Here is a 24,321-nt window from a genome sequence, read left to right as displayed (position 1 = left end):
GTTTCCAGTTATGGTGCCCAATTAAATAGGAATCCTGTGCTCTATCCTACTGAGCTACGCGGACACACCGCTTTTGTATACTGAATGCCCCCTGAGCGGACAAGGGGAAAAGCAGGCGCTAGCGGCGGCTGTACAGCGCTGCGCGGGCTGCCAATGTTGCAATGTGGCGGCGGCAGAGCAGCAGGTCGGGGGCCCCGGTCTGCTTGCAGGCCAACTCCAGTGCCTGTAGCTCTGCCAGCTCTTTGCTTAACGCTGGTAAGGACCAGAACTCCAGCGCACGGCTAAAACTGGCCGTGCGCTTGAAAAACACGGGAGGACGCAGGGTTTTAAGCGCGTCACTCCGGCTCTGCCCCGCCGCCATGGCGGCCCGCACCCTGCGCAGGCGGTGCATGTGGCCCATAAAGGCGCGGATAATGGCAATGGGGGCAGTGCCTTCGGCCAGTGCACGCTCGAGCGCGGTATCGGTTTCTGTCCGGTTGCCCTCTGTTGCGGCAAAGGCTGCATCTTCAACCGATACGCTCCCGGCATCGCCAATGCAGGCGCGCACGTCCTCCAGCGCCAGAGTGCCGGTGTCCCCCGCGTAAAGGGCCAGTTTTTCCACCTCGCTGCGGGCTGCCGCACGGTCCGCCCCCAAGCGGCCTGCCAGCCAGTGCAGGGCATCGCTGTCAATTTGTACGTGGTGGGCGCCCAGCATCTGGGTAATGGAGGATTCCAGATTACGCCCTTCTTCGGGGTAGCAGCCAATGCTGGCGCATACGGGCAGTTTTTCCATGAGCTGGCGCAGCTTGGAGCGGGAGGCAAGGCCCGGAGCTTCCAGTATAACCAGTGTGTCCGTGTTCTGGGCCAGAACATGCTCTACGGGTTTGAGCAGCGCGTCCGAGGCATCCCGCACACGCACAACCCGGCGGCCACCCATAAGGGAGAGAGCCGTGGCTTCCTCTTCCAGCCTGTTGTGGGTTTCGCGGTCCAGCAGGGCAATGCGGAACGGGTCGTCCAGCGTGCCGGCCAGCCGGTGCGTGGCCTGTAAGGCCCGTTCGCGGATCAGCCCCGTATCTTCCCCATGGAGCAGGATCACGCGCCACGCTCCGGGGTCGTTGAGAACACGGGCAGTGCCGCGGGCGTCTATTTTCATGACCAGCCCGCCCGGTGGCTAGAAGTTGGTATCAATGGGGGCACGCCCCGTGGCCATGTTGGGAATGGCGTCCGGGCCTTCCTGCTCCATGGGGGTGCCCTGATCGGAATCGGGAATAAGGTTGGGAGATGGGTAGAGTGCTTTGGGCTGGTTATCGGGCACATCCGCCGGGGTGGCGTGGGTTTTGAACCAGGTGGCCACCTGCTGGGTAATCTGCTCGCCCAATGCCTGCGCGATGCGGCCCATCGTGCTTTCCATGTTTAGGGTCTGGGCAAAATACTGTTCGTAGGTGTTGGTGTACCCATCCAGCGTCTGGGCGTATCCCTGCGTGATCAGCTGTGGGGTCTGCTCAATGGTGAGCAACTGCCAGTGCGCGGTGGCAAGCATACGGGTCCGCCCGGTGGTGTTGTCGCCATGAATGTCAATGGCTTCACCACTAATGGTGGGCTGGACCACCAGTTTGTATTTGCGCGGGTCTTCTGGCCCATCACCCGCCATCTGGGATTGCAGCGCCAGACGGATCTGCTGGCCAAAGCGCTGCGGAATATTGGCAACGTAAATATCTTTAAGCTCGGCTGTAACATCAACCGCGCCTTTTTCCTCCCCGTATAAAGGCTTGAAGCCGCAGCCACTTAGCAGCAGCGGAGCCGCCATAAGGGCTGTGGCGGCCAGTGTGGCCTTGCAGAGAGAAAAAAGGGAGCGGGTCCGGGTCATCAGCCTGCCGTTACAAAGTTAACAATGCGGTTGGGCACATGCACGCGTTTGACAATGCGCTTGCCCTCCAGCAGCCGCGCCACGTTGGGTTCGGCTTCTGCCCGTGCCAGCACGGCGGCGGGGTCCTCATCGGGGAGCGCTTCTACAGTGCCGCGCAGCTTGCCCAGAATCTGCACCGCTATGGTGACCTGCGTTGCCGCCAGCAGGTCAGGCTGGGGGGCAGGCCATGCCTGCGTTGCCGCAAGCCCAGCGGTGGGCTCAAGGCTTGCAAACATTTCTTCGGCCAGATGCGGCATCATCGGGGCGCAGAGCAGGCACAGACTATGCGCTGCTTCGCGCCGGGCAAAGTCCATGCCCGCAACGCTGGCCGCTTTTTCCGCATCCGCCAGAGCGGAGGTCAGTTCATGAATACGCGCAACGGCCACGTTAATGGCAAAGCTTTCCAGCGCTTCGGTCACGGCGGCAAGCGTGCGGTGCGTGGCGCGGCGCAGCGTATCGGCCTTGCGGTCAATATCAGCGGGGCAGGTGGTGGTGGCGGGCACGCTGGCGGCAACGCCACAAACCGTGCGGAACAGGCGCTGGGCAAAGCGCGCAGCCCCGGCCACACCGGCCTCGGTCCATTCCATGTCACGCTCGGGTGGGCTGTCGGACAGGACAAACCAGCGTGCGGTATCGGCCCCAAAGCGCTCGATAATAGCCACGGGGGCAACCGTGTTGCGCTTGGACTTGGACATTTTTTCCACCCGGCCCACGGTCACGGGGTCGGTGGTGCCGCGTTTGACCACACCTTCGGGCGTGCGTTCCACTTCCTCGGGGTAGAGCCAGTGGCCTGCGCTATCCTTGTAGCTTTCGTGGCTGACCATGCCCTGGGTAAACAGGCCTGCAAATGGCTCGTCCACGTTCAGGTTGCCGGTGCGGTGCATGGCGCGGGTAAAGAAGCGTGCGTAAAGTAGGTGCAGAATGGCGTGTTCAATCCCGCCAATATACTGGTCCACGGCCAGCCAGCCATCGGCGGCATCCCGCACGGTGGGGGCTGCGGCATGGGGGGCCGTAAAGCGGGCAAAATACCACGAGCTGTCCACGAACGTGTCAAACGTATCGGTCTCACGCGTGGCGGGCTTGCCGCAACATGGGCAGGTGGTGTGCTTCCACGTGGGGTGGTGGTCCAGCGGGTTGCCCGGTTTGTCAAAGGTGACATCCTCGGGCAGTTTGACGGGGAGCTGCTCGTCGGGCACCGGCACCGCGCCGCAGGTGTCGCAATGAATGACCGGTATGGGGCAGCCCCAGTACCGCTGGCGCGAAATGCCCCAGTCGCGCAGCCGCCAGTTGACAACACCTTGGCCCACGCCAAGGTCCTGCAAACGTGCAATGGCGGATTTGCGGGCCTGTTCGGTGCTCTGCCCGTCCAGAAAACCGGAGTTGATCATGGTGCCATCGCCGGTAAAGGCGTGTTCGGTAATGGCAAAGTCTGCCTGATCCTTGCCTTCTGGCAGCACCACGGGGGTTACGGGCAGGTTGTATTTGTGGGCAAAGTCCAGGTCGCGCTGGTCCCCCGACGGGCAGCCGAACAGCGCACCCGTGCCGTAGTCCATCAGCACAAAATTGGCGATCCAGATGGGAAAGCTCTTGTCCATGAACGGGTGGTTCACGCGCAGGCCCGTGTCAAACCCGCGTTTTTCGGCTGTTTCCACCGCTTCGACCGAGGTGCCAAGGCGGCGGCATTCAGCCACAAACTCCGCAGCCTGCGGGTTGCGCTCGGCAACCCACTGGGCCAGCGGGTGGTCCGGGGCAATGGCCAGAAAGGACATGCCAAACAGCGTATCCGGGCGGGTGGTAAACACTTCCACCGCGTTCAGGTTGGTATCCAGCCCCGTGGGGGGTTCATGCAGCGAGAAGGTGAGCTTGGCCCCTTCGGAGCGGCCAATCCAGCGTTCCTGCATGGTGCGCACGCGCTCGGGCCAGCGGTCGAGCGTTTTCAGCCCGTCCAGCAGGTCCTGGGCAAAGTCGGTAATGCGCAGGAACCACTGGGAGAGTTTTTTCTTTTCAATCGGTGCGCCAGAGCGCCAGCCCTTGCCATCCACCACCTGTTCGTTGGCCAGAACGGTCTGGTCCACCGGGTCCCAGTTGACCCAGCTTTCGCGCCGTTCAACCAGCCCGGCCTGCATAAAGTCGAGGAACAGCTTCTGCTGCTTGCCGTAGTAGTCGGGCAGGCAGGTTGCAATTTCACGGTCCCAGTTGAGGGAGAAGCCGAGCCGCTGCAGGGTGGCGCGCATGGCGGCAATGTTGTTGAGCGTCCATTCCTGCGGGTGCACGCCGCGTTCGCGCGCTGCGTTTTCGGCTGGCAGGCCAAAGGCATCCCACCCCATGGGGTGCAGCACGGCAAAGCCACGGGCGCGCTTGTAGCGGGCAATCACATCGCCCAGTGCGTAGTTGCGCACATGCCCCATGTGGAGCTGCCCCGATGGGTAGGGGAACATTTCCAGCACATAGTATTTGGGCTTGTCCGCCGGGGGGACATCCGGAACGGTAAAAATATCGGCTTTTTCCCACGCCTTCTGCCATTTTGGCTCGACTGCGTTGAAGTCATAGGAGGGGGATGGGCTGGAAGGCTGGGGCATGGAATGAGAATCTACGCTTGCAGGCTATAAGGAAAAAATAAGGACGAACACCGTGGCCAGAGCCGGGTGAGTCAGTCCTGATTGCCGTTATCGGCGCGGAGTTTGCGCGCGCGGGAGAGAATGCGCGTGGCAATGTCGGACGCGGTATTGGGGGCGGGGGGAGTATCCACCCATGTTCCGTCCTGCTTGAGCTGGCGGAACACGCTCAGGCGCAGCGCATCGGAGCGCAGGCGGCGGTCCAGCACAAAGGCGGTAATCTTGAACCGTTCGTCATGCGTGGCGGGGGGCGTGTACCAGTCTGTCAGGATAATCCCGCCTTCCGCATCGGCCGTAGCCACGGGCATGAAGGAGAGTGTGTCCAGTGCTGCGCGCCACAGATAGGCATTTACGCCGCCTTTAAGGCTGGCTTCCCCGCCAGAGGCCCCGCGATCTTCGGCCAGCAGGTGGTTGTGTGGGGCGGCAAGGCCGGTCCGGGTCCGGTCGGAGCTGGAGCAGCCGCTTAACAGGCAGATCCCCGCAACGGCTGTTGCGGCGCTCATCCATTTAAGGAGCAGCATGGGATGGGGGCGGCTGGCAGCGGCATGGCTGGGCATGAGACGGCGAAGCATGGCGTTGATGTGGCTCCTTGGCACGTGGGTATCCGTCTTTCCCGGTCCGCCGGATAAAAAAGAAGTCAGGTCTGGCTGGCGGCACAGGTGGTCCTGTCCGTCTTCATATCCTTTCAACTCTTTTCCGCCAAGCGTCTGCGTGGCCTGTCTGCTCTGGTGGTGGTGGTGGGGCGCGTGCTCAGGGCAGGGTCAGGTGCAGTGCGTGGCAGAGTTTCTGGCGCAGGTGCGCGGGCAGATAAGCATAGTGCCCTTCTATGGCCGAAGCGCAGAGCGGGGTGTGCAAACGGTGCAGCCGCTGGCGGTAATCCTGCGCTAAAGACTGGTGCCCCAGCATGTTGGCCGCCGCAAGGGCGGGGACCAGAATGGCCGAACGGTCGGGCGAGGTGGCCAGAATGCCGCGGGCGTGGAGCAGGGTTTCCTCGTACTGGTCGGCTAAAAAGCACGACAGAATAAATTCCTGATCAGGGGCGCTAAAAAGCGGCACACTGGGGGCCATGCCAAAAAATGACGTGTAAATGCGGGCCGCGGTTACGGCGTCTCCCCGGCACAGGGCGTCCAGCCCATCGGGCAGGGCCAGCATGCTTGCGGGGGAATCGGTGGGCAGGGCTGCGTGCATCTGGGCCAGCAGAAAGCGCGCCTCATCCGGCTGGTTGGCGTAAAACAGGCCAGCGGTCAGCAGGTAGCGGGTGGCAATGTTGCTGGGGAACAGGGTGAAGTTCTGCTTGAGCATGGTGACCATGGGCTGAATGTAGTCAGCCACGGGCATGTGCCATTCATCATACATGCGGATGAGCAGGTAGTGCGCATGCACAAAAAACAGAAACTGGTTTTCAGGCGCGCGTTGTTCCGCTTCCGCCATCAGCCGTTCTATCGTGTCATACAGGCGTGGGTCGGCGCGCATGCTTAAGGTTAAGGCACGCAGGCCCATCCCGAAGGGGGAAAGGGCCGCCACGGGTACGCTGGCCAGCCTGCGCGCTTCCGCCTTGAACAGGCTGAGAATAAGCACCGAGGCAAACCGGTTGGACAGGGCGCGTAGGGTTGTGAGGGTCAGGCTTATCCTGTGGCCCCATACGATTGTGTCGTTCAGCCGGGTGTCAAACGCCTGTAACAGGCAAGTGCTTTTGCCCTCGCATACCCCGGTTATGGTAATCCCGATCAGAAAATCCCACTGCCCGCGGCTGGGGAGCGACTGGAAGGGCGTTGCGGCAAAGCACTCGGTCTGCACGCTTATGTCCAGCACGCCGTGCATGGCAATATCCAGCCCCAGCTCATCACGGAACCGCTCGGCCAGAGCCACACTTTCTGGCGTGCTGCCGGCTGTGGGGCAGGCCAGAAACACCGTGGCCCTGAGCATGCGCAGCGGGTCATCCGCCACAGGGGAGCGGGAGAGCGCGGAAGAGGCATGGGGCAGCGGAGGGAGCGTGCTTTGGGCCCCCTGCGTGTTCTGCTGGTGTGTGGCACGCACCTTTGCAATCAGGCGCATGGTTTCCTGCCCCGGTGTGGTGGCAATGGTGTGGCGGAATGTGCGCAGGCAGTTTTCGGCCCCCAGCAGGGCGGTACCTTCCTCCTTGCTGTACATGGCGGCCTGAATATGTGCGCGCCATGCGCCTTCGTTCAGCGGGTTCAGGCGGAGCAGCCTGCGGGTTGCTGCCATAACTGTGGCAGGCTCGGTTGTGCTGGCCAGCAGGGCTTCGAGCTGTGCGGTCTTGTAGTCGAGCAGGCGGTTGCGTTCTTCCTCCAGCCATGTGGCAAAGCCGGGGTCAACCGCGCTCAGGTCTTCCAGCAGCGGGGGCAGGGGGTCGGGCAGGTCCATGACCGTTTGTGGCGTGGCGCGGAATACGCGCTCGGTATCAATATCGGTCAGGTTGGGGCGTATGGCCAGTGTGTGGCGCTGAACGTCCAGCACCTCCGGCCCAAGGGGGTGGAGGACATCCATCAGCCTGTGGATTTCCTGCCGTAGGGAGGCGCGCGCCTGCTCTGGGGCGCGCTTGCTCCATAACAGCTCGGCCAGCCGGGTGCGGGCCACGGGCCGCCGGTTGGAAAGTGCCAGAATGGCCAGCAGCGCCTTGGTTTTGGTGCCCGTAGGTAAAAGGGAAAGCCCCGTACTGGACAGGACGCGCATATGCCCGAGCAGAAAAATATGGAGCAAAGGGTTGTCTGGTGGTGCGCCTGTGGTGTCGGGGGATGCGTGCATGGGCAGAAGGTCCGTTAATTACCAGTAAGACACCGATCACGAACATTAAAGTTATTCCTGCCGGTCAGAAAAAAATGCTTTTGTATTTCCCTGTAAAAAGAAGGTTTTAGCAAACAGTAAATTTAACAGTGGTGTAATATTCTAGGGCGTTATGGCAATACATGAAAGCCCCTGCTGGCGCAGGGCAGAACATATGGTGTCTGTCTGCCCGGAGGGAAGCCCCGCCAGCCGGGTGCGCCATACCGGTGCCCGGCCTGTGGGCGTTACCTTTTCCACCCGGTTAAGGGCATGGCTGAGTGCGGGGGAGGATTGCCGTGCCAGTGCAATGGCATGCATGGCCCGTGCCGGGGTGGAAAAAGCCCCGATCTGGATAATGGCATTGCCCCCACTTCCCGCAGAACGCCAGACAATACCCGGACCGGCCAGAGGGGTGGAACTCACGCTCCGGTAAGCGGCGGGCTGGTAGCCTGCGGGCTGCGGGGTGGAGTCGCCTGCAAGCTGCATGGTGGAGCTGTCATCCTGCTGGGCAGGGCTGTCCGCTCCGGCGGAGGGTGGGGGGAGTGTCTCATCCTCCAGCGGTGGCGCGCTGGCCGGGCCATAGGGCTGGGCGGTGTTCTGGACCACCTGCACGGGGGCAATCTGCTGCGGTGCCAGGTTGGGCTCGGTTTGCACAGGCAGGGTGCTGGGGGGCACGGGGTCGTTCAGGTGGGGGGTAATGGCCGCCATGTAGGTGCGGGCGTAACCGGGCAGGGGAGCCCCGCGTGAGCGGTGGTTTTCCATGCATTGTGGCCCGCAATTGTACGCGCCCAAAAAGTCGGGGGAGCCAAAGTGGTCGTATAATTCGCGAATATAGCCGGTCCCGGCCATAATATTGTCGTGCGGGTTATAGGGGTCGGAGCCAAGGCGGTAACGCTGCGCAAGCTGGGCGTATGTATCTGGCTTGATCTGCATAAGCCCGACCGCACCATGCACGGAACGGGTAAGGTGCCCGTTCATGTACTGGTGCCCGCCCGATTCCTGCTGCATCACAGCGCGGATCCAGGACTGGGGAACGGAAAACCGGTCCGAGGCTTCGTGAATATAAGGCCCCCACGGATTAAGGGCCGACCCCGGCGCATTATACGATGTTTTACCCGGCCCCGCGCAGGCGGACAGCACAGCCAGCCCGCCTAGAGCGATAAGGGAGAAGGCCCTGCGCCAGATGCGCTGGTCCGCACAGGTAAAAACACGTGGCAGCATGGCACGCATGGTGCCCGTTCAGGCGGGCAGATGCAAATGGTCATGCTGGCCGGGGTACGCCCTGCCGGATGCTATTTGCCGTGCTGGCGCATGCCTGCGGTTATGTCGTTCATAAGGGCCGGGTTTGTGCGGCGGATCTGGCCTGCACGCAGCACGCTGGCTGCGGTGTAGCACGGCCGGGTTGTCCAGTTTTCCAGAAACTGGAGATCAGACAGGGTTTCTGGCCCATGCTGCCGCAGTGTTTTCAGGGCGGCTGGGGTAGTAATCCCTGGCGTGGTGCCGGGTTTACGCAACATAATCATAAATCCTGTTAGTTAGGCTGCTCTGCTCTTGACTGTTGCACAGGTGCGCCACTGCGCATCGGGTGCGGGGCCTTAGAACACCCACAATGTGTCAATTTCAAGCGCTAAGCGGTTTTGTCATAAAACCATGACAATAAAAGAAATAACCCGTTATATTTGTTAGTTTTTTTTTATCGGGCTTTGTAAAATTTCCGTGCCCAGCCGTTCCAGCGCCATGCGCAGCGACTCATCACCCATGTCGGGCAGGGTGCAGGTGGGGGTGGCTTCCCTGCGGGGGGGCAACCTGCGGCGTGTGCCTGCCGTGGGGTCCTGCACAAAGCGCAGCCGGGCAACCAGTGGCTCCCCGCACCATGTGTTGATCCGCGCCACAAGCATGTCGCTCTGATGTTGCAGTTCCATGGCGGCGGGGCCGGTGCAGGCCACGGTCAGCGTGGCGGCGCTCAGTTTGCGCGGGGAGGTAACAGCCGCATGGGCCGGGCCAACAACATCGGCCCAGCGGGCAAACAGCATGGCCCCTGTGGGGGAGCGGCGGCGGAAGGCGGGCGCTGTTACATTGGGGAGCAGGGCGCCCAGGGTGCGGGCCTGCATCACACGGCGGGGGGGCTGTGGTGGTGCTTCTTCCTTTGCGCGCGTGCGTGCGGCGGGCTTGCGGGGGGTGCTGGCCTGCCGTGCGGGGGTACCCGCCTTGCCCGAATGAAGTTCCTTCGCCATAACAGCCTCCGTGATTACGCCACCCGCCCACGCCCTGCTGCACTGGTACGACCGACACCGCCGCACCCTGCCATGGCGGTGCACGGAGGGGGAAGCACCAGACCCGTATCGTGTCTGGTTGAGCGAGATCATGCTTCAGCAGACAACGGTCAAGGCTGTCGGGCCATATTATCTCAGATTTGTGGAAAGATTTCCAACAGTTCAGGCACTGGCCAGTGCCCCAAGGGATGATGTGCTGGCCGCCTGGGCCGGGCTTGGTTACTACTCCCGCGCGCGCAACCTGCATGCCTGCGCACAGGCCGTTGCGGCCCTTGGGAGCTTCCCCCGCACGGTAGAGGGGTTGCGCGCCCTGCCCGGCATTGGAGCCTACACGGCTGCCGCCGTGGCGGCCATAGCCTTTGGCGTGCCGGTTGTGCCGGTGGATGGCAATGTGGAGCGTGTTACGGCGCGCCTGTACAATGTGCAGGACCCGCTGCCGGCTGCCCGTAAAACGCTGGCGCAACTGGCCAGCGGGCTGAATACGGATGCCCCGGCCCGGACCCGGCCGTCCGATTTTGCACAGGCTTTGTTTGATCTGGGGTCTTCTTTGTGTTCCCCCCGCCAGCCTGCGTGCGGGTTATGCCCGTGGCAGGGTGTGTGCGAAGGGTATGCACAGGGTACGGCGGCCACCTTGCCGCGCAAGGCCCCCAAGGCCGAACGCCCCGTGCGGTATGGTGTGCATTTTATGGTCATGGACCGGGCCGGGAACGTGCTGCTCCGCAAACGCCCCGAGACAGGCCTGCTGGCCGCCATGACCGAACTGCCCGGCACCGAATGGCGCGCAACACCATGGACTGAGGCCGAAGCACTGGCCCATGCCCCCGTTGCCGCGCAGTGGAGCAATGCGGGCGCGGTCAAACACGTGTTTACGCATTTTACGCTGAACGTGGTTGTGTATGCCGCGCAGGTGGAGCGCTTTTCCAATCAGGATGTGGGGGAGGGGTTTTTGTTGCCTGCGGCACAGACCAAAACCGCATCGCTGCCATCAATTATGCAAAAATGTATGTCAACAGGGTACAACTTCCTGCATCGTGCATGAAAAGACGGAGTGTTCTGGCGCACAGCACCCGGTAGGGCGGCCCGTGCGGGTCGGGCCGTAAAAAAGAAAAAAGAGGTTGCATGGTTTTCCACCATATTCCGCCACAGGCCCATCTGCCCGCTCAGGGCCAGCCTCCATATGGCAGGCCGGGTGTGCTGCTGCTTAACCTTGGCACGCCCGAAGGCACGGGGTACCGCGCCGTGCGCCGCTACCTGTCCGAGTTCCTGTCCGACCGCCGGGTGATCGAGGGCTCGCCCCTGTTCTGGCAGCCTCTGCTTCAGGGCGTTATTCTCACCACCCGTCCCACGCGCAGTGGCCGCGCCTATGCCCGTGTGTGGGATGCCGAACGGAATGAAAGCCCGTTGCGCACCTACACCCGCCATCAGGGTGAAAAACTGGCCAGACAGTTCGAGGCCGATGGCGTGCCGGTGGCATGGGGCATGCGCTATGGCCGCCCCAGTGTGGCGCAGGCGCTCCGCTCGCTTATGGAGCAGGGGTGTGACCGCATTGTGTGCCTGCCCCTGTACCCGCAGTACAGTGCAACCACCACGGCCACCGCCAATGACCAGCTCTTCCGGGTGTTGATGAAGCTGCGCAACCAGCCTGCCATCCGCACGGTGCCCTCCTTCCCCGATGATCCGGATTTTATTACCGCCGTGGCCTCCTCCATCCGCGAGGAGCAGATACACGCGGAGCAGCCGTTCCAGATGGTGGTGGCCTCCTTCCACGGGCTGCCGCGCCAGTATGTGGATAAGGGCGATTCGTATCTGGCGGAATGCACCCGCACCGTGGCCGCCCTGCGTGCCGAACTGGGGATGGATGAAGCCACCCTGCCCATGACCTTCCAGTCCCGCTTTGGGCCAACCAAATGGCTGGAACCCTACACCGCACCCTTTATTGCGGGCCTGCCTGCAAAGGGCATCAAGCGTATTGCGGTGGTAACCCCCTGCTTTATGGCAGACTGCCTGGAAACACTGGATGAAATCGGCCACGAAGTGCGCGAGGAGTTCATGAAGGCGGGCGGCGAGTCCTTTACTCTTGTCCCCTGCCTGAACGACAGCCCTGCCAGCATCAGCCTGCTGGAAAAACTGGTCCGGCGCGAACTACAGGGCTGGCTGTAGCGAGGGTTTGCCCCCGCGCCCCTGCCAAGGCCGGGGTGTGGTGGTTTGCCGGGCGTGGCTGCGGGGTTCTCCGCACGGGCTAGCCGTGCAGGTGGGGCTTTCGCGTTATGGCGTGGCGCGTGGGGTTTTGGGGCGTGGCAGAGGGGTCTTGTCGGGGAACAGGCAGCTCTGTTGTGCCGCGCACCGCCAGCACTCGGGCTTGCGCGCCTTGCACACGTACCGCCCTTGCAGAATAAGCCAGTGGTGGGAGTCGCGCACCATGGGGAGCGGGATACGCGCTTCCAGCTTTTTTTCCACCGCCTCTACCGTACGGCCACGGCCAAGGCCCGAGCGGTTGGCCAGCCGGAACACATGCGTATCCACGGGTACTGTGGGTTGGTTAAAGGCCACATTCAGCACCACATTGGCGGTTTTGCGGCCAACACCGGCCAGTTTTTCCAGCGCCTCCCGCGTGTGGGGGATCTGCCCGTCATGCTCGGCCAGCAACTGGCGGGAGAGTTCCACAACGTTTTTGGCCTTGTTGCGCCATAGCCCGATGGTGCGGATCAACTGGCCCACCTGCTCGTCCCCCAGTGCGGCCATGGCCTGCGGGGTGGGGGCTGCGGCAAACAGGGCCGGGGTTACGCGGTTGACCGAGGCATCGGTCGCCTGAGCAGACAGCACAACAGCCACCAGCAGCGTAAAGGGTGTGGTGTAGTGCAGTTCCGTCTGGGCATCGGGCCATGCGCGGGACAGGTCGGTCAGGAATTGCTGTACCTCCGCCTTTGTCATGTCCCGCAAGGCGGTCTGGGGCGCAGTCTGGGCTTTGGCGCGGGGTTTGGCTGTGGTTCCGGGGGCCGGTTTGCGGGCACGCGGGGTGCTGGCCGGTTTTGCCGTGCGCCTGCCGCTGGCCTGTGGCGCCAGTGTGGCCTGTGCCGGTGTGCCTTCTGCCGGTGCAGGTTCAGGCGTATGGCCCGGCAGAGGGGCCTTTTGCCCGACGGTACGTCGCACGGGGGCATCCTGCTTTGGGGCTGGCTGTGTGCTGACCCTGTTATGGGTGGTCTTGCGGGGGGCTTTGGGGGGCATGGGGCTGCTTGTTGCAAATGGGCTGGGGCGGCCATTTTTCCAGCCGTAGCGGGTTTGCGCAATATCGCGCCATCACGCTACAGGCTAAACACCTGTGCTGTTGGCGTGGGTGCACACGCTTTTTTTCGGGTTTTTGGGTCCATGGTCACTTCTGCTTCCAGCACAGCCTCTGTCGCGCGCAAAACGTCTTTGTTTGTGGATGTGCTGGGCTTTGTCATGCGCCTGTGGCTGGCTTTTCCCCGGCCTCTGGCGGTTACTGTGGGCACGGTGCTGCTGGCTACGCTGGCCGATGTGCTCATGCCCCTTGCCGCAGGCCGGCTTGTGGCCGATGTGGCCGAACCCGCCAGCCAGCCCACCCGGCTGGAAGATGCGCTGTGGATGCTGGCAGCCCTTGCCGCCTGCGGCTTTGGCAGCGTGCTGGCCAAACGCTACGCCTATCTGGGTATTACGCGGCTGACCACGCGGGTCATGCAGAAAATCGGCACGGAATCGTTTGCGCATGTGCAGCGCCTGAGCACCGACTGGCACGCCAACACCTTTGCAGGCTCCACGGTCAGGCGGCTCACCCGTGGGATGTGGGCGGTGGACATGCTGGACGACACGCTCCTGCTCATGCTGCTGCCCGAGTTCTGCCTGCTGGTGCTGACAACCCTTGTGCTGGGCTGGCACTGGCCTGCCATGGGGGTGCTGCTTGGTGTTCTGTCGGTGCTGTTTGTGGCGCTGTCCTGCACCTTGACGCTGTATTATGTGGCGCCTTCCGCACAGGCTGCCAATGCGGGGGACAGCAAGGTCGGCGCAGCCCTTGCCGATGCAATGACCTGCAACGCCGTGGTCAAGGCATTCGGGGCCGAAACGCGGGAGGAAGCCCATCTGGCCCGGATACTGGACCAGTGGCGCACCGCAACCGCGCGGATGTGGATACGCGGCACGGATAGCGCCAATATTCAGGCCGCTGCCGTGGTGGTCATGCGTCTGTCTCTGGCGGCTGCGGCTATCTGGCTGTGGTGCAAGGGCCGGGCAGGGCCGGGAGATGTAGCCTATGTGCTGACCATGACCTTTCTGGTGCAGGGCTACCTGCGGGAGATCGGGCAGCAGGTTTCCGTTGTGCAACGTTCGGTGAACGAGATGGAAGAACTGCTTCTGCTCTGGCGCACCCCCGCAGGGGTGGCAGACCCCGCACAGCCGGTTGCGCTGCATGTAACATATGGGGAAATCGCGTTCGAACACGTGACATTCCAGTATCCGGGGCAGCAGACACCCCTTTTTACCGACCTGTCAGTGCATATTGCACCGGGGAGCCGGGTGGGGCTGGTCGGGCCTTCGGGGTCGGGGAAGTCCACATTTACCAAGCTGCTTTTGCGATTATATGCTCAAAATAGCGGCCGTGTGCTGGTTGATGGTGTGGATACGCAGAGCGTGCGTCAGGCCGACCTGCGCCGCCAGATTGCCCTTGTGCCGCAGGAGCCTGTTCTGTTCCATCGCTCGCTGGCCGAGAATATTGCCTATGGCAGGCCGGATGCCACGCCCGAACAGATTGTGCAGGCGGCCCGTCTGGCCAATGCGGCAGATTTTATAGAACGCCTGCCCGAAGGCTACGCAACTCTGGTGGGTGAGCGGGGCATCAAGCTCTCAGGCGGGGAGCGCCAGCGTGTGGCCATAGCCCGCGCCTTTTTGGCCGATGCCCGTATTCTGGTGCTGGATGAAGCCACGGCCAGTCTGGATTCCGCATCCGAAGCTCTGGTGCAGGAGGCCATGGAACGGCTGATGGAAGGCCGCACGGTGCTGATTGTAGCACACCGCCTTTCCACCGTTGTAGGGCTGGACCGCATACTCGTGTTTGAACACGGCCAGATTGTGGAGGACGGCACCCATGCGCAACTGGTCCAGCAGGAGGGCGGGCTGTACCAGCGGCTCTATAACCTGCAAAGTCTGTAGAATGAAAAACCGGATGACATGAGGTGTGCGCTCGTCATTTCAGGCAAGTTTATTAGCTAGGGGAATGGCCACACAGGCCACAAGAGCGCCACTCAGGACATCCATCAGGTAATGCCCACCTACGGGAATTGTGGATATGGCCATAATGCAATTTACGGCAGCAAAAGGGTAAAAACTGCGTAACCCGCGGTTGTAATAAGTAAAAATAATAGCAAGAACAATATGGTAAGATGGAAAGCTATACAGGCCCTCCATGTGGTCGAGCGAGAATGTATGGGGTGCCACGCTGTCTCTAAGTGCTAGAAAAGTATAAACATATTCACTTCCCGGCACACCTTTGCTGTAATATCCGAATGCATAAAATGGTCCGAGTGATGGAAAAACTATCACGATAAAACTGGAAATAAATATCGCGGCAATAGCAGACAATAGCATTCTTCTATTTCTTTTTTGGTCCCCATAAAAAGAAAATATAAGAATGTTGATAACAATCTGAACAAGAAGAGTGCCGTAAAACAGGGCAAGAAAATTATATAAAATGGAATGAGACCGTACGAAGCTAAAACAGGCGGGCCAGTCAAACCCGGCAAGACGGTCTAGAGTGATGAGGGTTTTATCGATCGTTGGCCCCCCTACCGTGCAAGCAAGGTAGGTCTGGATGGATCCCAATAAGGAAAAAAGAATCCACGCCTGAACATAAAGAATAGCTTCTACAATAATTTTGCTAGGTCGCAGAAAGGAATAAAAAATTGCGATGGGAGCAGAAACAAGACAAATAAGAAAAGGTCTTGCAAAGCCGGTAAAATCAAGTCCGGCAAAGTGGCAGCCTGCAATATCTGTCAGCGCCATGACCAGAATAAGGAATGGAATAAGAAACATTCAGAATCTAAACTATGCCATTGTGTTATAGTCTAGCCTGAATGGCATAAAAAGGCCGGAGCCTACAGGTCGCAGGCCAGAAAAATCCAATCTATCAGGCCGACCTGCGGGCATACATTGTCGTTGCCGCCCAACACAGACAGGTTAAGCAAGACCATACGTTTATGGTCTGCAGTAACGTTGCAGCAGAATAAATGTGATTTCAGGAAGGCTTTGGCGGAGGGGAAGGGATTCGAACCCTCGATACGACTTGACATCGTATAACGGTTTAGCAAACCGCCGCCTTCAGCCTCTCGGCCACCCCTCCGCCGAAGAGTGCAGACACGACGTTTGCATCGCTGCTTTTAGGGGGTTTGGCGCGTTCCGTCAAACCCCCTGATGCGTAATTTGGTGTTATTTTTTATCTGGTCGTTTTTACGCGTCCAGATGGGTCTTCAGGGCTTCGTTCACCATGGCCGGGTTGGCCTTGCCCTTGGTTTCCTTCATGACCTGCCCCACAAAAAAGCCGAACAGCTTATCTTTGCCGGAGCGGTATTCGGCCAGTTTGTCGGGGTGTTTTTCCAGCACGGCGGTAATGGCCGCATCAATCGCACCCGTATCGGTAACCTGCCGCAGGCCCTTCTTTTCCACGATGGCATCGGGGCTTTCACCCGTTTCCACCATGTCTTCAAAGACCTCCTTGGCAATTTTGCCGTTAATGGTCTTGTCCGCAATCAGGTCCAGCATCTTGCCTAGTGCATCAGCACTGACTGGGCTGGTCTCAATCGCGTTGCTGGTGCGGTTGAGGGCGGCAAACAGGTCGCCCATAACCCACGTAGCTGCCAGCTTGCCGTCCCGCCCACGGGCCACGGCCTCGTAATAGTCGGCTACGGCCTGCTCGGCTATCAGCACCCCGGCATCGTAAAAGGCAATGCCGTATTCGGCCTGAAAGCGCGCGCGTTTGGCATCGGGCAGTTCGGGCAGTTTGGTGGCCAGTTCGTCCACCCATGCCTGTTCCAGCACCAGCGGCAGCAGGTCGGGGTCGGGGAAGTAGCGGTAGTCATGCGCATCTTCCTTGGAGCGCATGGTCCGGGTTTCGCCCCGGGCGGGGTCGAACAGGCGGGTTTCCTGGTCCACCTCGCCCCCGTTTTCCCAGATTTCCACCTGGCGGGCGGCTTCCACCTCAATGGCCTGCATGACAAAGCGGATGGAGTTGACGTTCTTGATCTCGCAGCGCGTGCGGAAGGGTTCCCCCGCCTTGCGGACCGATACGTTGACGTCAGCACGCATGGAGCCTTCTTCCATGTTGCCATCGCAGGTGCCGAGGTAACGCAGAATCTGGCGCAGCTTGCGCAGGTAGGCCCCGGCTTCTTCGGGCTCACGGATGTCAGGCTCGCTCACGATTTCCATCAGCGCCACGCCGGAGCGGTTAAGGTCCACAAAGGACTTTGTGGGGTCCTGATCATGCAGCAGCTTCCCCGCATCCTGCTCAAGGTGCAGGCGGGTAATGCCAATTTCGCGCACATCCCCGTTTTGCAGTTCGATGCTGATGGTGCCCTTGCCCACAATGGGGTGCTCGAACTGGCTGATCTGGTAGCCCTGCGGCAGATCGGCGTAGAAGTAGTTCTTGCGGTCAAACCGGCTGAACAGGTTGATCTGCGCGTTAAGCCCCAGCCCTGTGCGAATGGCCTGCGCCACACATTCGTGGTTGATGACGGGCAGCATGCCGGGGAATGCGGCATCCACCAGACTGACCTGTGTGTTGGGGTCCCCCCCAAAGGTGGTGGACGCACCGGAGAACAGCTTGGAATGGCTGATAACCTGTGCGTGGACTTCCAGCCCGACCACAATTTCCCACGTGCCGGTGCGGCCTTCAATCGTGTAGCTCATGCGCCTGCTCCCGCATGGACGGATGGCGTGTGCGTAAAGCCTGCCGCCGCTTCCAGCGCGCCGCCAATGGACAGCACGGTTTCTTCATCAAAATGCTTGCCAATAACCTGTAGCCCCAGCGGCAGCCCGGCATCGTTCAGCCCTACGGGAACGGAAAGTGCGGGCACGCCGGCCATGCTGGCGGGCACGGTAAAGATGTCGTTGAGGTACATCTGCACCGGGTCGTCCATGTTTTCGCCCTGTGCAAAGGCGGCGGACGGGGCGGTGGGGGTCAGCAGCACGTCCACGTTTTCAAACGCGTTTTCAAAGTCACGCTTGATCAGGGTGCGGACCTTCTGTGCCTTCAGGTAATACGCATCGTAATATCCGGCGGACAGAACATACGTGCCCATCAGAATACGGTTGCGCACTTCCTGCCCAAAGCCTGCGGCACGGGTGGCTTCATACACACCATCCAGCGAGGGGGCGTCCTTGCGCAGGCCAAAGCGGATGCCATCATACCGTGCAAGGTTGGAGGAGCATTCAGCCGGGGCAATAATGTAGTAGGTGGTCAGCCCGTAGCGCGTATGGGGGAGGGAGACATCCACCACTTCGCAGCCTGCGGCCTTCAGCCATGCAATGCCCTGTTCCCACATGGCCACAATTTCGGCCGGAAGGCCGGGTGCGCGGTATTCTGCGGGAATGCCTACGCGCAGGCCCTTAACGCTTTTGCCCACGGCTTTGTGGAATGCGGGCACGGGGCGGTTGGAGCTTGTGCTGTCCTTGGCGTCAAAACCTGCCATGGCTTCCAGCATCAGCCCGGCATCGGCCACGCTGCGGGTCATGGGGCCAGCCTGATCGAGCGAGCTGGCAAAGGCAATGGTGCCCCAGCGGCTGCACCGGCCGTAGGTGGGTTTAAGGCCAACAATACCGCAATAGGCTGCGGGCTGGCGGATGGAGCCGCCTGTATCCGTGCCCGTTGCGGCCAGCGCCATGCCTGCGGCAACCGCAGCGGAGGACCCGCCGGAGGAGCCACCGGGCACAAGGGCGGTGGCCTCGTCCCCTTTGCGCTTCCACGGGTTTGTGGCCGGGCCAAAGGCGGAATTGATGTTGGCCGAGCCCATGGCAAACTCGTCCAGATTGGTCTTGCCAAGGAACACTGCGCCTGCATTCAGCAGATTGGCGGTGACCGTGCTCTCATAGGGGGGCACAAAGTCGGCCAGCATCTTGCTTGCAGCCGTGGTGCGCACGCCCTTGGTGCAGAACAGGTCTTTTACGCCAATGGGCAGGCCGTCCATAATACCGGCCGTGCCGGCTGCGTAGCGGGCATCTGCGGCGTCAGCACTGGCCAGTACGTCGGCTTCGGGCAGAACGGTAATGTAGGCGTTAAGGGCGGTGTTCAGGCGGCCAATGGCGTCCAGGTGAGCCTGTGCCAGCTCCCGCGCGGAAAACTTGCGGGCGGCAAGCCCGGCGCGGGCTTCGGTTAGGGTTAGACCGGTCAGCATTATTCCACCACCTTGGGTACGGTATAAAAGGGGCCAGATGTTTCGGGCGCGCAGGCCAGCAGGGCATCGCGGCAGTTGCCGTCGGTCACCTTGTCTTCACGCTGGCGCAGGGTTTCGGTTTCTGTTCCCACCATGGGCGGCACACCGGTAACATCCACTTCGGCAAGCTGGTCAATCCAGCCCAGAATGCCATTAAGCTTCTGGCGCGTGGCCTCCAGCTCGTTTTCCTCAAGCCCTATACGGGCCAGTTTTGCGATGCGTCGGGTGGTCGCAAGGTCTAGCGACATGAGAGTGGGCCCCTCTTTCTTCAGTCTGAATAGAGAATTGCACCTAGCATAATCACGCGGAAGGCAACATACCATGGGCATGACTCTTCTCACTCTTCCCCAATTAGCTGCCACCCTGCCCAGACATGCCCGCCTTCTGGGCATAGACCCCGGGCGCAAACAGGTGGGGCTGGCGCTGTCCGATGTGTCCCGCATGGTGGCCTCCCCCTTCCAGACCGTAAAGCGCGGCAAGCTGGGGCAGATGGCTACCTTTATCCGTGCTGTTGCGCAGGAGCATGGGGTGGCGGGGCTGGTTGTGGGGGTGCCTCTCTCGCTCGACGGGTCGTTTGGTCCGGCGGCGCAGGCCAGCCGGGACTGGGCTATGGACCTGTCGGCCCAGACCGGCCTGCCCACCTGCCTGTGGGACGAGCGCCTGTCCTCCTCCGCGGTTAACCGGATGCTCATACAGGAGGCCGATCTGTCCCGCGCCAAGCGGGCGGAAGCGGTGGATAAACTGGCCGCTGCCTATATTTTGCAGGCAGCGCTGGACAGCATGCCCAGCGCCATCACGCCTTTCTGATTCCAGATTAGGGGCTTACATTTGCCACAAATGGCCCGCAAACCTAGGCATACAAGAGACGTTACAAGATATTTGAGAAGGAATACCCAATGACCAAGCAGTCGTTTGCTACCGCTTTAATGACCATGGTGGGTGCCGCCGTATTTGCTGTAAGCCTGCCCGCAGCCCCTGTGCATGCGGAAGATGGTGCTCTGACAAAAGCATGGAACTCCACCCGTCAGGGAACGGAAAAGGCGTGGGATAAAACCAAGTCCGGTACGACCGAGGCATGGGACAAGACAAAAGAAGGCACAACCGAAGCCTGGGACAAAACCAAGGCTGGCACCGACAAGGCTTGGGACAAGACCAAAGCCGGTACGGACAAGGCATGGGATAAAACCAAATCTGGCACGGAAAAGGTCTGGGACAAGACCAAGTCCGGGACCGAAAAAGCGTGGGACAAAACCAAAACCGGCACCACCGATGCAGCGCATGACGTAGGCAAGTGGGGCGAACGCACGGGCCAGAAAATCGGCAACACCAGCACCGCCGTCGGGCACGATATCCGTAACGGCTTTACGGATGATGACAAAAAATAAGGCCGGATAACTCTGGCCTGTAAAAAACCCCGCCCTCCGGAATGGAAAGGGCGGGGTTTTTTTATGGGCTCTGCACGGCAGGCCGGAACTGCCCGCCCCGTATCAGGCGAAGGTGTCCAGCACGCTGGTGTCGTTCTGTGCGGAATCGGAGGCCGAACCGGAAGAACCACCCGTTGTGGTTTTGGAAAGGATGTCCCCGCTGGCATCCTTGACGATGGTTGTAATGGACCCATCGGCATTAAATGTCTGGCTTGTGGTGGTGGAAGAGGAAGAAGAGGAGGAGCTGCTGCTGCCGCTCCCCGAAGCGGAAGAGCCAGAAGCCGTGCTGGAGGAGGACGACGTGCCAAACAGGCTGCTCACAGCACTGCTGCCGCTCAGATTTGAAATGGAAGAAGACATAAGGGATGCCTCGCTTATCAGATGGTTTTAAAAACTCGGGGTATTGTCGATCCGGGGAGAAAGGGATGTCAATCTTTATCCGCCATGCCTGCCCTGCGGAGCATTAAGGGCGGAGTGCGGGCCGTGCGTTAACGGTCCGCGTTACGGACCCGCCAGAAGGTACGGTGCGCGGAGCGGAGCGTGCCCAGCCCTGTTTTTACGGCCTGCCAGTAGGCTGCAAACGCGGTCATGCGCGTGACCCCCATCGGTTTAAATTCTTTTTTAACCTAATGGGGAATCATGGCCTGACTATGACCCCCGGCCTGACCCGTGCAGGCAACCGCCCGTGACCGGACATACAGAAAAGGCGACTCCCCCGCCCCCGTGGGGGAAGGAGAGCCGCCTTTTGCCGCAGGTTCAGCCCCGTAAGGGGAGCTGATCAGGCTTTGGCTTCTTCGATCAGGATCTGTTCAATAATGTCCAGCCCTTCATCAAGCAGCGCGTCAGATGCGGTCAGGGGGGTCAGAATGCGGATGGTTGCACCCTGCACGCCGCAAGCCAGCAGAATCAGCCCTTTTTCGCATGCCTTGGCGCAGAGCTTGGAGGCAAAGCCTGCCCGCTGTTCCACACCTGCGTGGCGTTCAAGAGCGTCAAAGGCGATCATGGCGCCCAGACCGCGCGGCATGCTGATGGGCAGCATGTCCGTGCGCTTGTGCCATGCGGTAATGCGTGCCTTCAGGCGTTCGCCCATGGCGTTGGCGCGGTCGAGCAGTTTTTCCTCGTCAATCACGTCCAGCACGGCAAGGGCTGCGGCGCAGGCCAGCGGTGCACCGGCATAGGTGCCGCCCAGCCCGCCGGGGGGCACGCTGTCCATCAGGTCTGCGCGGCCAATCACGCCAGAGAGCGGCATGCCGCCTGCAAGGGATTTGGCAACGGAGATCAGGTCCGGTTCCACGCCGGAGTGCTCAATGCCAAACAGCTTGCCGGTACGGCCAAAGCCGCTCTGCACTTCATCGGCAATCAGTTTAATGCCGTGCTGGTCGCACAGGGCGCGCAGGTGCTTGAGCAGTGCTGTGGGGGCCACACGGAACCCGCCTTCGCCCTGCACGGGTTCAATAATAATGGCGGCCACATTGCTCGGGGCAATATCGGCAGCAAACAGGAAGTGCAGCATTTTCAGGCTGTCTTCCACCGTAATGTCATGGTCGGGGAAGGGGACGTGGTACACTTCGCCCGGCAGCGTGCCAAAAGGTGCCTTGTAGGGCAGTACCTTGCCGGTCATGGCCGAAGCTAGCAGCGTGCGGCCATGGAACCCGCCACAAAAGGCGATCACGCCATTACGGCCGGTAGCGGCACGGGCGATCTTGACCGCGTTTTCGGTTGCTTCCCCACCCGTGGTGAAGAAAATGGTCTTGGCCGGGCCGGAGAAGGGCGCGCGCGCGTTCAGCTTTTCGGCCAGTTCAATGTAGGATTCGTAAGCCGAAACCTGAAACGCCGTGTGTGTAAAGCGTTCGAGCTGCTTTGCCACCGCAGCCATCACCTTGGGGTGGCGGTGGCCCACGTTCAGTACGGCAATACCGCCTGCAAAGTCAACGTAGCGGCGGCCTTCCACATCCCACAGCTCCGCGTTTTCGGCCCGGTCGGCAAAAACGGGGGTGGAGGTGGAAACCCCGCGCGGCACGGCGTTGTTACGGCGGGCCAGCAGGTCTTTGTTGGTGGTGCTCATGTCAGGTTTGGCTCCGGTTGGCGGTCATATGGTCCGGCCCGTGTTTGGGGCGGGACAAACATGTTCGTTCCGTAAGTGGTTTTATTGCACGCGGGGAGGCGCTTTTTTGGTGCGTGGGTGGTGATGAAAAATCAACACCCGATCCTTCGGCGCCAGACCCGTTCTTCTGGCAGTTTACGCCGGAGGGGGCAGGGGGGTGTCCGCCTCCTGCGCAACCTGTTCCATCAGCCATGTGCGGAAGGTGCGCAGGGAGGGTTTTTCCCACATCTGTTCGGAGGCGCGCAGCACGTAGGCCCCCAGCGGTGTGGCCTTGAGCGGGGTTTGTGTGGGCTGCACGCGCACCAGCCGCCCGCTAAGCAGGTCATCACCAAGCAAAAACGGGTTGCCAAGGGCTATACCCTCCCCCGCGCGGGCGGCGGCCAACGTAATATGGGCCTGCCATAACCTGCCTGCGGTGGGGATGGTGGCGGCCTGAACCCCTTGTGCTGCAAACCAGCGCCGCCATTCCGTATCGTCCTCCTCATGCAGCAGGGGGGCGTCCAGCAGGTCTTCGGTTGTGTGGGGCTGGCCGCCAAGGGCCTGAATGCACTGGGGAGATGCGACGGGAAAAACCGGCGGGCGGGCAATGGCCATATGCCGGATGGTGCGTGGTTCTGGTGTTGTGCTGCCATCGCGCACATAGCCGATCTGGGCATGGTTGGTGGATTCCACACCGCTGATGTGGAAGGCCGCACTGGCATCCACCGAGCGGAGCTGCACCTCCATATGCGGGTGCAGTTTGCGAAAGGCGTAAAGCCGGGGCAGTAGCCAGTGGTAGGCAAACCCGTGCACGCAGGTCACGGTCAGGGGGGCTACGCGGTTGCGCATATCTGCCGTGGCCGTGGCCAAACCGTCCAGCAGGGGGGCTATGCGGTCGTAATAGGTCTGGCCTGCCTGGGTGAGCCCGCCAGTGGTCTTGTCGCGCAGGGTGATGCCCAGGGAGAGTTCAAGGTCGCGGATATGGCGGCTGATGGCGGCGTGGTCCACGCGCAGCTCCGTGGCCGCCCGCCGGATGCCACCCGTGCGGGCGAAGGCGACAAAGGCGTTCAGGGCGGACAGGGGGGGAATACGGTAGCGTGGGTCCATGGGTCTGGTGTGCTGGGTCATGTCCGGGGTGGCTGGCCCGCCATTGGAGGGTAAATGGCCCAAAAAGCAAGCACCCGCCCCATGTTTGCCTCTGGCCATGTTGGGGCGGTATGGGGCGCGGGTGGGGTTTTTGCGTTGCAAATCGGTTAAAATATAGGCTATTGCGCAGTTCATTATAGCCAACGGTCCCGCGCAAGCGGAATAAAAGGGAATGCCGTATTCTCCCCTGTGGGAGATCAGTCGGCGACTGCCCCCGCAACTGTAGGCGGAGAGTATCTGGCCCGAGCGGTGTTGTGCATCGCTGCCACTGGTTGCCCCGCAACCGGGAAGGTTGGGCCCGATGCGTTGATCCGCAAGTCAGGAGACCTGCCGTTGCCGCTCATGCCTTGATCGCCGGACGGGGGTGCCGGAGATGGATGCTCGACCATGCTACTTTATCCCTGACGGCCCTTTTTCCCATACGCGCATTTCATTCAACAGCACGCCCCGCTCCGGGGTGGGGAAAACAGGCTTGATTCCATGATTTTTTTACAAAAAACAGCCCGTATGCGCTGGCGTCTGGCGCTTTTGTGCCAGTCCGTAGGTGTCGCTGGTGTGCTTTTGCCCGCAGCCGCATTTGCGCAGAATGCGGAGACGCAGCTGGAGCAGGACCGTCGGCGTCTGGGCAATTCCGGCCCTCTGGTGTCCGAGGTTGACCCTGCCACGGTGCGTGACAGCAT

The 24,321-nt window shown here is 61.2% G+C and carries 21 protein-coding genes, 1 tRNA gene, 1 pseudogene and 1 riboswitch; of the genes and pseudogenes, 6 read left to right on the top strand and 17 right to left on the bottom strand.

Going from position 1 to position 24,321, the window contains the following annotated elements; all coding sequences use genetic code 11:
• Positions 1–118: 118 nt before the first annotated feature.
• From holA to HK20_RS10925, 8 genes are all read right to left on the bottom strand, one after another.
• Positions 119–1,132 carry a DNA polymerase III subunit delta gene (gene holA, locus HK20_RS10960; RefSeq protein WP_086647094.1) on the bottom strand — a complete coding sequence of 338 codons (1,014 nt, stop codon included), beginning with the start codon at positions 1,130–1,132 and terminating at the stop codon, positions 119–121.
• 18 nt (positions 1,133–1,150) lie between these two features.
• Positions 1,151–1,846, bottom strand: a complete 696-nt coding sequence (locus HK20_RS10955) for a hypothetical protein (RefSeq protein ID WP_086647093.1) — start codon at positions 1,844–1,846, stop codon at positions 1,151–1,153.
• Positions 1,846–4,464 carry a leucine--tRNA ligase gene (gene leuS, locus HK20_RS10950; RefSeq protein ID WP_086647092.1) on the bottom strand — a complete coding sequence of 873 codons (2,619 nt, stop codon included), beginning with the start codon at positions 4,462–4,464 and terminating at the stop codon, positions 1,846–1,848. Before leuS ends, HK20_RS10955 begins: the two co-directional genes overlap by 1 nt.
• A gap of 71 nt (positions 4,465–4,535) precedes the next feature.
• Positions 4,536–5,072: a DUF3576 domain-containing protein gene (locus tag HK20_RS10945; RefSeq protein WP_086647111.1), complete on the bottom strand. Its 537-nt coding sequence runs from the start codon at positions 5,070–5,072 to the stop codon at positions 4,536–4,538.
• 178 nt (positions 5,073–5,250) lie between these two features.
• Entirely contained in the window at positions 5,251–7,266 is a 2,016-nt protein-coding gene (locus HK20_RS10940; RefSeq protein ID WP_086647091.1) for a BTAD domain-containing putative transcriptional regulator, read from the bottom strand.
• Between the two features lie 141 nt (positions 7,267–7,407).
• Positions 7,408–8,505 (bottom strand): lytic transglycosylase domain-containing protein, encoded by a 1,098-nt coding sequence (locus tag HK20_RS10935; RefSeq protein WP_086647110.1) that lies wholly within the window; start codon positions 8,503–8,505, stop codon positions 7,408–7,410.
• Positions 8,506–8,576: 71 nt separating this feature from the next.
• Entirely contained in the window at positions 8,577–8,801 is a 225-nt protein-coding gene (locus HK20_RS10930) for a hypothetical protein (RefSeq protein WP_086647109.1), read from the bottom strand.
• Between the two features lie 165 nt (positions 8,802–8,966).
• Complete coding sequence (locus HK20_RS10925) at positions 8,967–9,518, bottom strand: DUF721 domain-containing protein (protein ID WP_086647090.1); 552 nt, start codon at positions 9,516–9,518, stop codon at positions 8,967–8,969.
• 10 nt (positions 9,519–9,528) lie between these two features.
• Between HK20_RS10925 and mutY the strand changes: the two genes are divergently transcribed.
• Both mutY and hemH read left to right on the top strand, forming a co-directional pair.
• A complete protein-coding gene (gene mutY, locus HK20_RS10920) occupies positions 9,529–10,596 on the top strand; it encodes an A/G-specific adenine glycosylase (protein WP_086647089.1) in 1,068 nt (355 codons plus the stop codon).
• A gap of 80 nt (positions 10,597–10,676) precedes the next feature.
• Positions 10,677–11,717, top strand: coding sequence for a ferrochelatase (gene hemH / locus HK20_RS10915; RefSeq protein ID WP_086647088.1), 1,041 nt, complete (start codon positions 10,677–10,679; stop codon positions 11,715–11,717).
• Positions 11,718–11,822: 105 nt separating this feature from the next.
• Here the strand turns inward: hemH and nth are convergent, their stop codons facing one another.
• On the bottom strand, positions 11,823–12,488 hold the full coding sequence (gene nth / locus HK20_RS10910) for an endonuclease III (RefSeq protein ID WP_086647108.1): 666 nt from the start codon (positions 12,486–12,488) through the stop codon (positions 11,823–11,825).
• Between the two features lie 435 nt (positions 12,489–12,923).
• Here nth and HK20_RS10905 point away from each other — a divergent pair, with 435 nt between their 5' ends.
• A complete protein-coding gene (locus tag HK20_RS10905) occupies positions 12,924–14,717 on the top strand; it encodes an ABC transporter ATP-binding protein (protein WP_086647087.1) in 1,794 nt (597 codons plus the stop codon).
• Positions 14,718–14,756: 39 nt separating this feature from the next.
• Here the strand turns inward: HK20_RS10905 and HK20_RS10900 are convergent, their stop codons facing one another.
• From HK20_RS10900 to gatC, 5 genes are all read right to left on the bottom strand, one after another.
• Complete coding sequence (locus HK20_RS10900) at positions 14,757–15,566, bottom strand: phosphatase PAP2 family protein (RefSeq protein ID WP_158093062.1); 810 nt, start codon at positions 15,564–15,566, stop codon at positions 14,757–14,759.
• 244 nt (positions 15,567–15,810) lie between these two features.
• A tRNA-Ser gene (locus HK20_RS10895) sits at positions 15,811–15,903 on the bottom strand.
• 107 nt (positions 15,904–16,010) lie between these two features.
• Positions 16,011–17,465: an Asp-tRNA(Asn)/Glu-tRNA(Gln) amidotransferase subunit GatB gene (gatB, locus tag HK20_RS10890; RefSeq protein WP_086647085.1), complete on the bottom strand. Its 1,455-nt coding sequence runs from the start codon at positions 17,463–17,465 to the stop codon at positions 16,011–16,013.
• Positions 17,462–18,949 (bottom strand): Asp-tRNA(Asn)/Glu-tRNA(Gln) amidotransferase subunit GatA, encoded by a 1,488-nt coding sequence (gatA, locus tag HK20_RS10885; protein ID WP_086647084.1) that lies wholly within the window; start codon positions 18,947–18,949, stop codon positions 17,462–17,464. The genes gatB and gatA overlap by 4 nt, the downstream gene beginning before the upstream one ends.
• Positions 18,949–19,236, bottom strand: a complete 288-nt coding sequence (gene gatC, locus HK20_RS10880; protein ID WP_025828657.1) for an Asp-tRNA(Asn)/Glu-tRNA(Gln) amidotransferase subunit GatC — start codon at positions 19,234–19,236, stop codon at positions 18,949–18,951. Before gatC ends, gatA begins: the two co-directional genes overlap by 1 nt.
• Before the next feature lie 79 nt (positions 19,237–19,315).
• Here gatC and ruvX point away from each other — a divergent pair, with 79 nt between their 5' ends.
• Together ruvX and HK20_RS10870 are read left to right on the top strand one after the other, a co-directional pair.
• Positions 19,316–19,795, top strand: coding sequence for a Holliday junction resolvase RuvX (ruvX, locus tag HK20_RS10875; RefSeq protein WP_086647107.1), 480 nt, complete (start codon positions 19,316–19,318; stop codon positions 19,793–19,795).
• A gap of 89 nt (positions 19,796–19,884) precedes the next feature.
• A complete protein-coding gene (locus HK20_RS10870) occupies positions 19,885–20,373 on the top strand; it encodes an endoglucanase (protein WP_233129189.1) in 489 nt (162 codons plus the stop codon).
• Between the two features lie 102 nt (positions 20,374–20,475).
• Here HK20_RS10870 and HK20_RS10865 read toward each other — a convergent pair whose 3' ends face one another.
• The 3 genes from HK20_RS10865 to HK20_RS10855 form a co-directional block, all read right to left on the bottom strand.
• On the bottom strand, positions 20,476–20,772 hold the full coding sequence (locus HK20_RS10865) for a hypothetical protein (protein ID WP_086647083.1): 297 nt from the start codon (positions 20,770–20,772) through the stop codon (positions 20,476–20,478).
• A 418-nt stretch (positions 20,773–21,190) separates the two neighbouring features.
• On the bottom strand, positions 21,191–22,477 hold the full coding sequence (gabT, locus tag HK20_RS10860; RefSeq protein ID WP_086647082.1) for a 4-aminobutyrate--2-oxoglutarate transaminase: 1,287 nt from the start codon (positions 22,475–22,477) through the stop codon (positions 21,191–21,193).
• Between the two features lie 174 nt (positions 22,478–22,651).
• Positions 22,652–23,602, bottom strand: a complete 951-nt coding sequence (locus HK20_RS10855; protein WP_086647106.1) for a LysR substrate-binding domain-containing protein — start codon at positions 23,600–23,602, stop codon at positions 22,652–22,654.
• Between the two features lie 166 nt (positions 23,603–23,768).
• Positions 23,769–23,991: riboswitch (cobalamin riboswitch) on the top strand.
• Positions 23,992–24,121: 130 nt separating this feature from the next.
• Between HK20_RS10855 and HK20_RS12880 the strand changes: the two are divergent.
• Positions 24,122–24,321, top strand: a pseudogene (locus HK20_RS12880) (carbohydrate porin); the annotation flags it as partial.

Origin of the sequence: Acetobacter sp. DsW_54, assembly GCF_002153575.1 — a bacterium.
Taxonomy (GTDB): Bacteria; Pseudomonadota; Alphaproteobacteria; order Acetobacterales; family Acetobacteraceae; genus Acetobacter; species Acetobacter fabarum.
The sequence above is the reverse complement of the archived record's forward strand: the minus strand, read 5'-3'. Positions and strand labels throughout refer to the sequence as shown.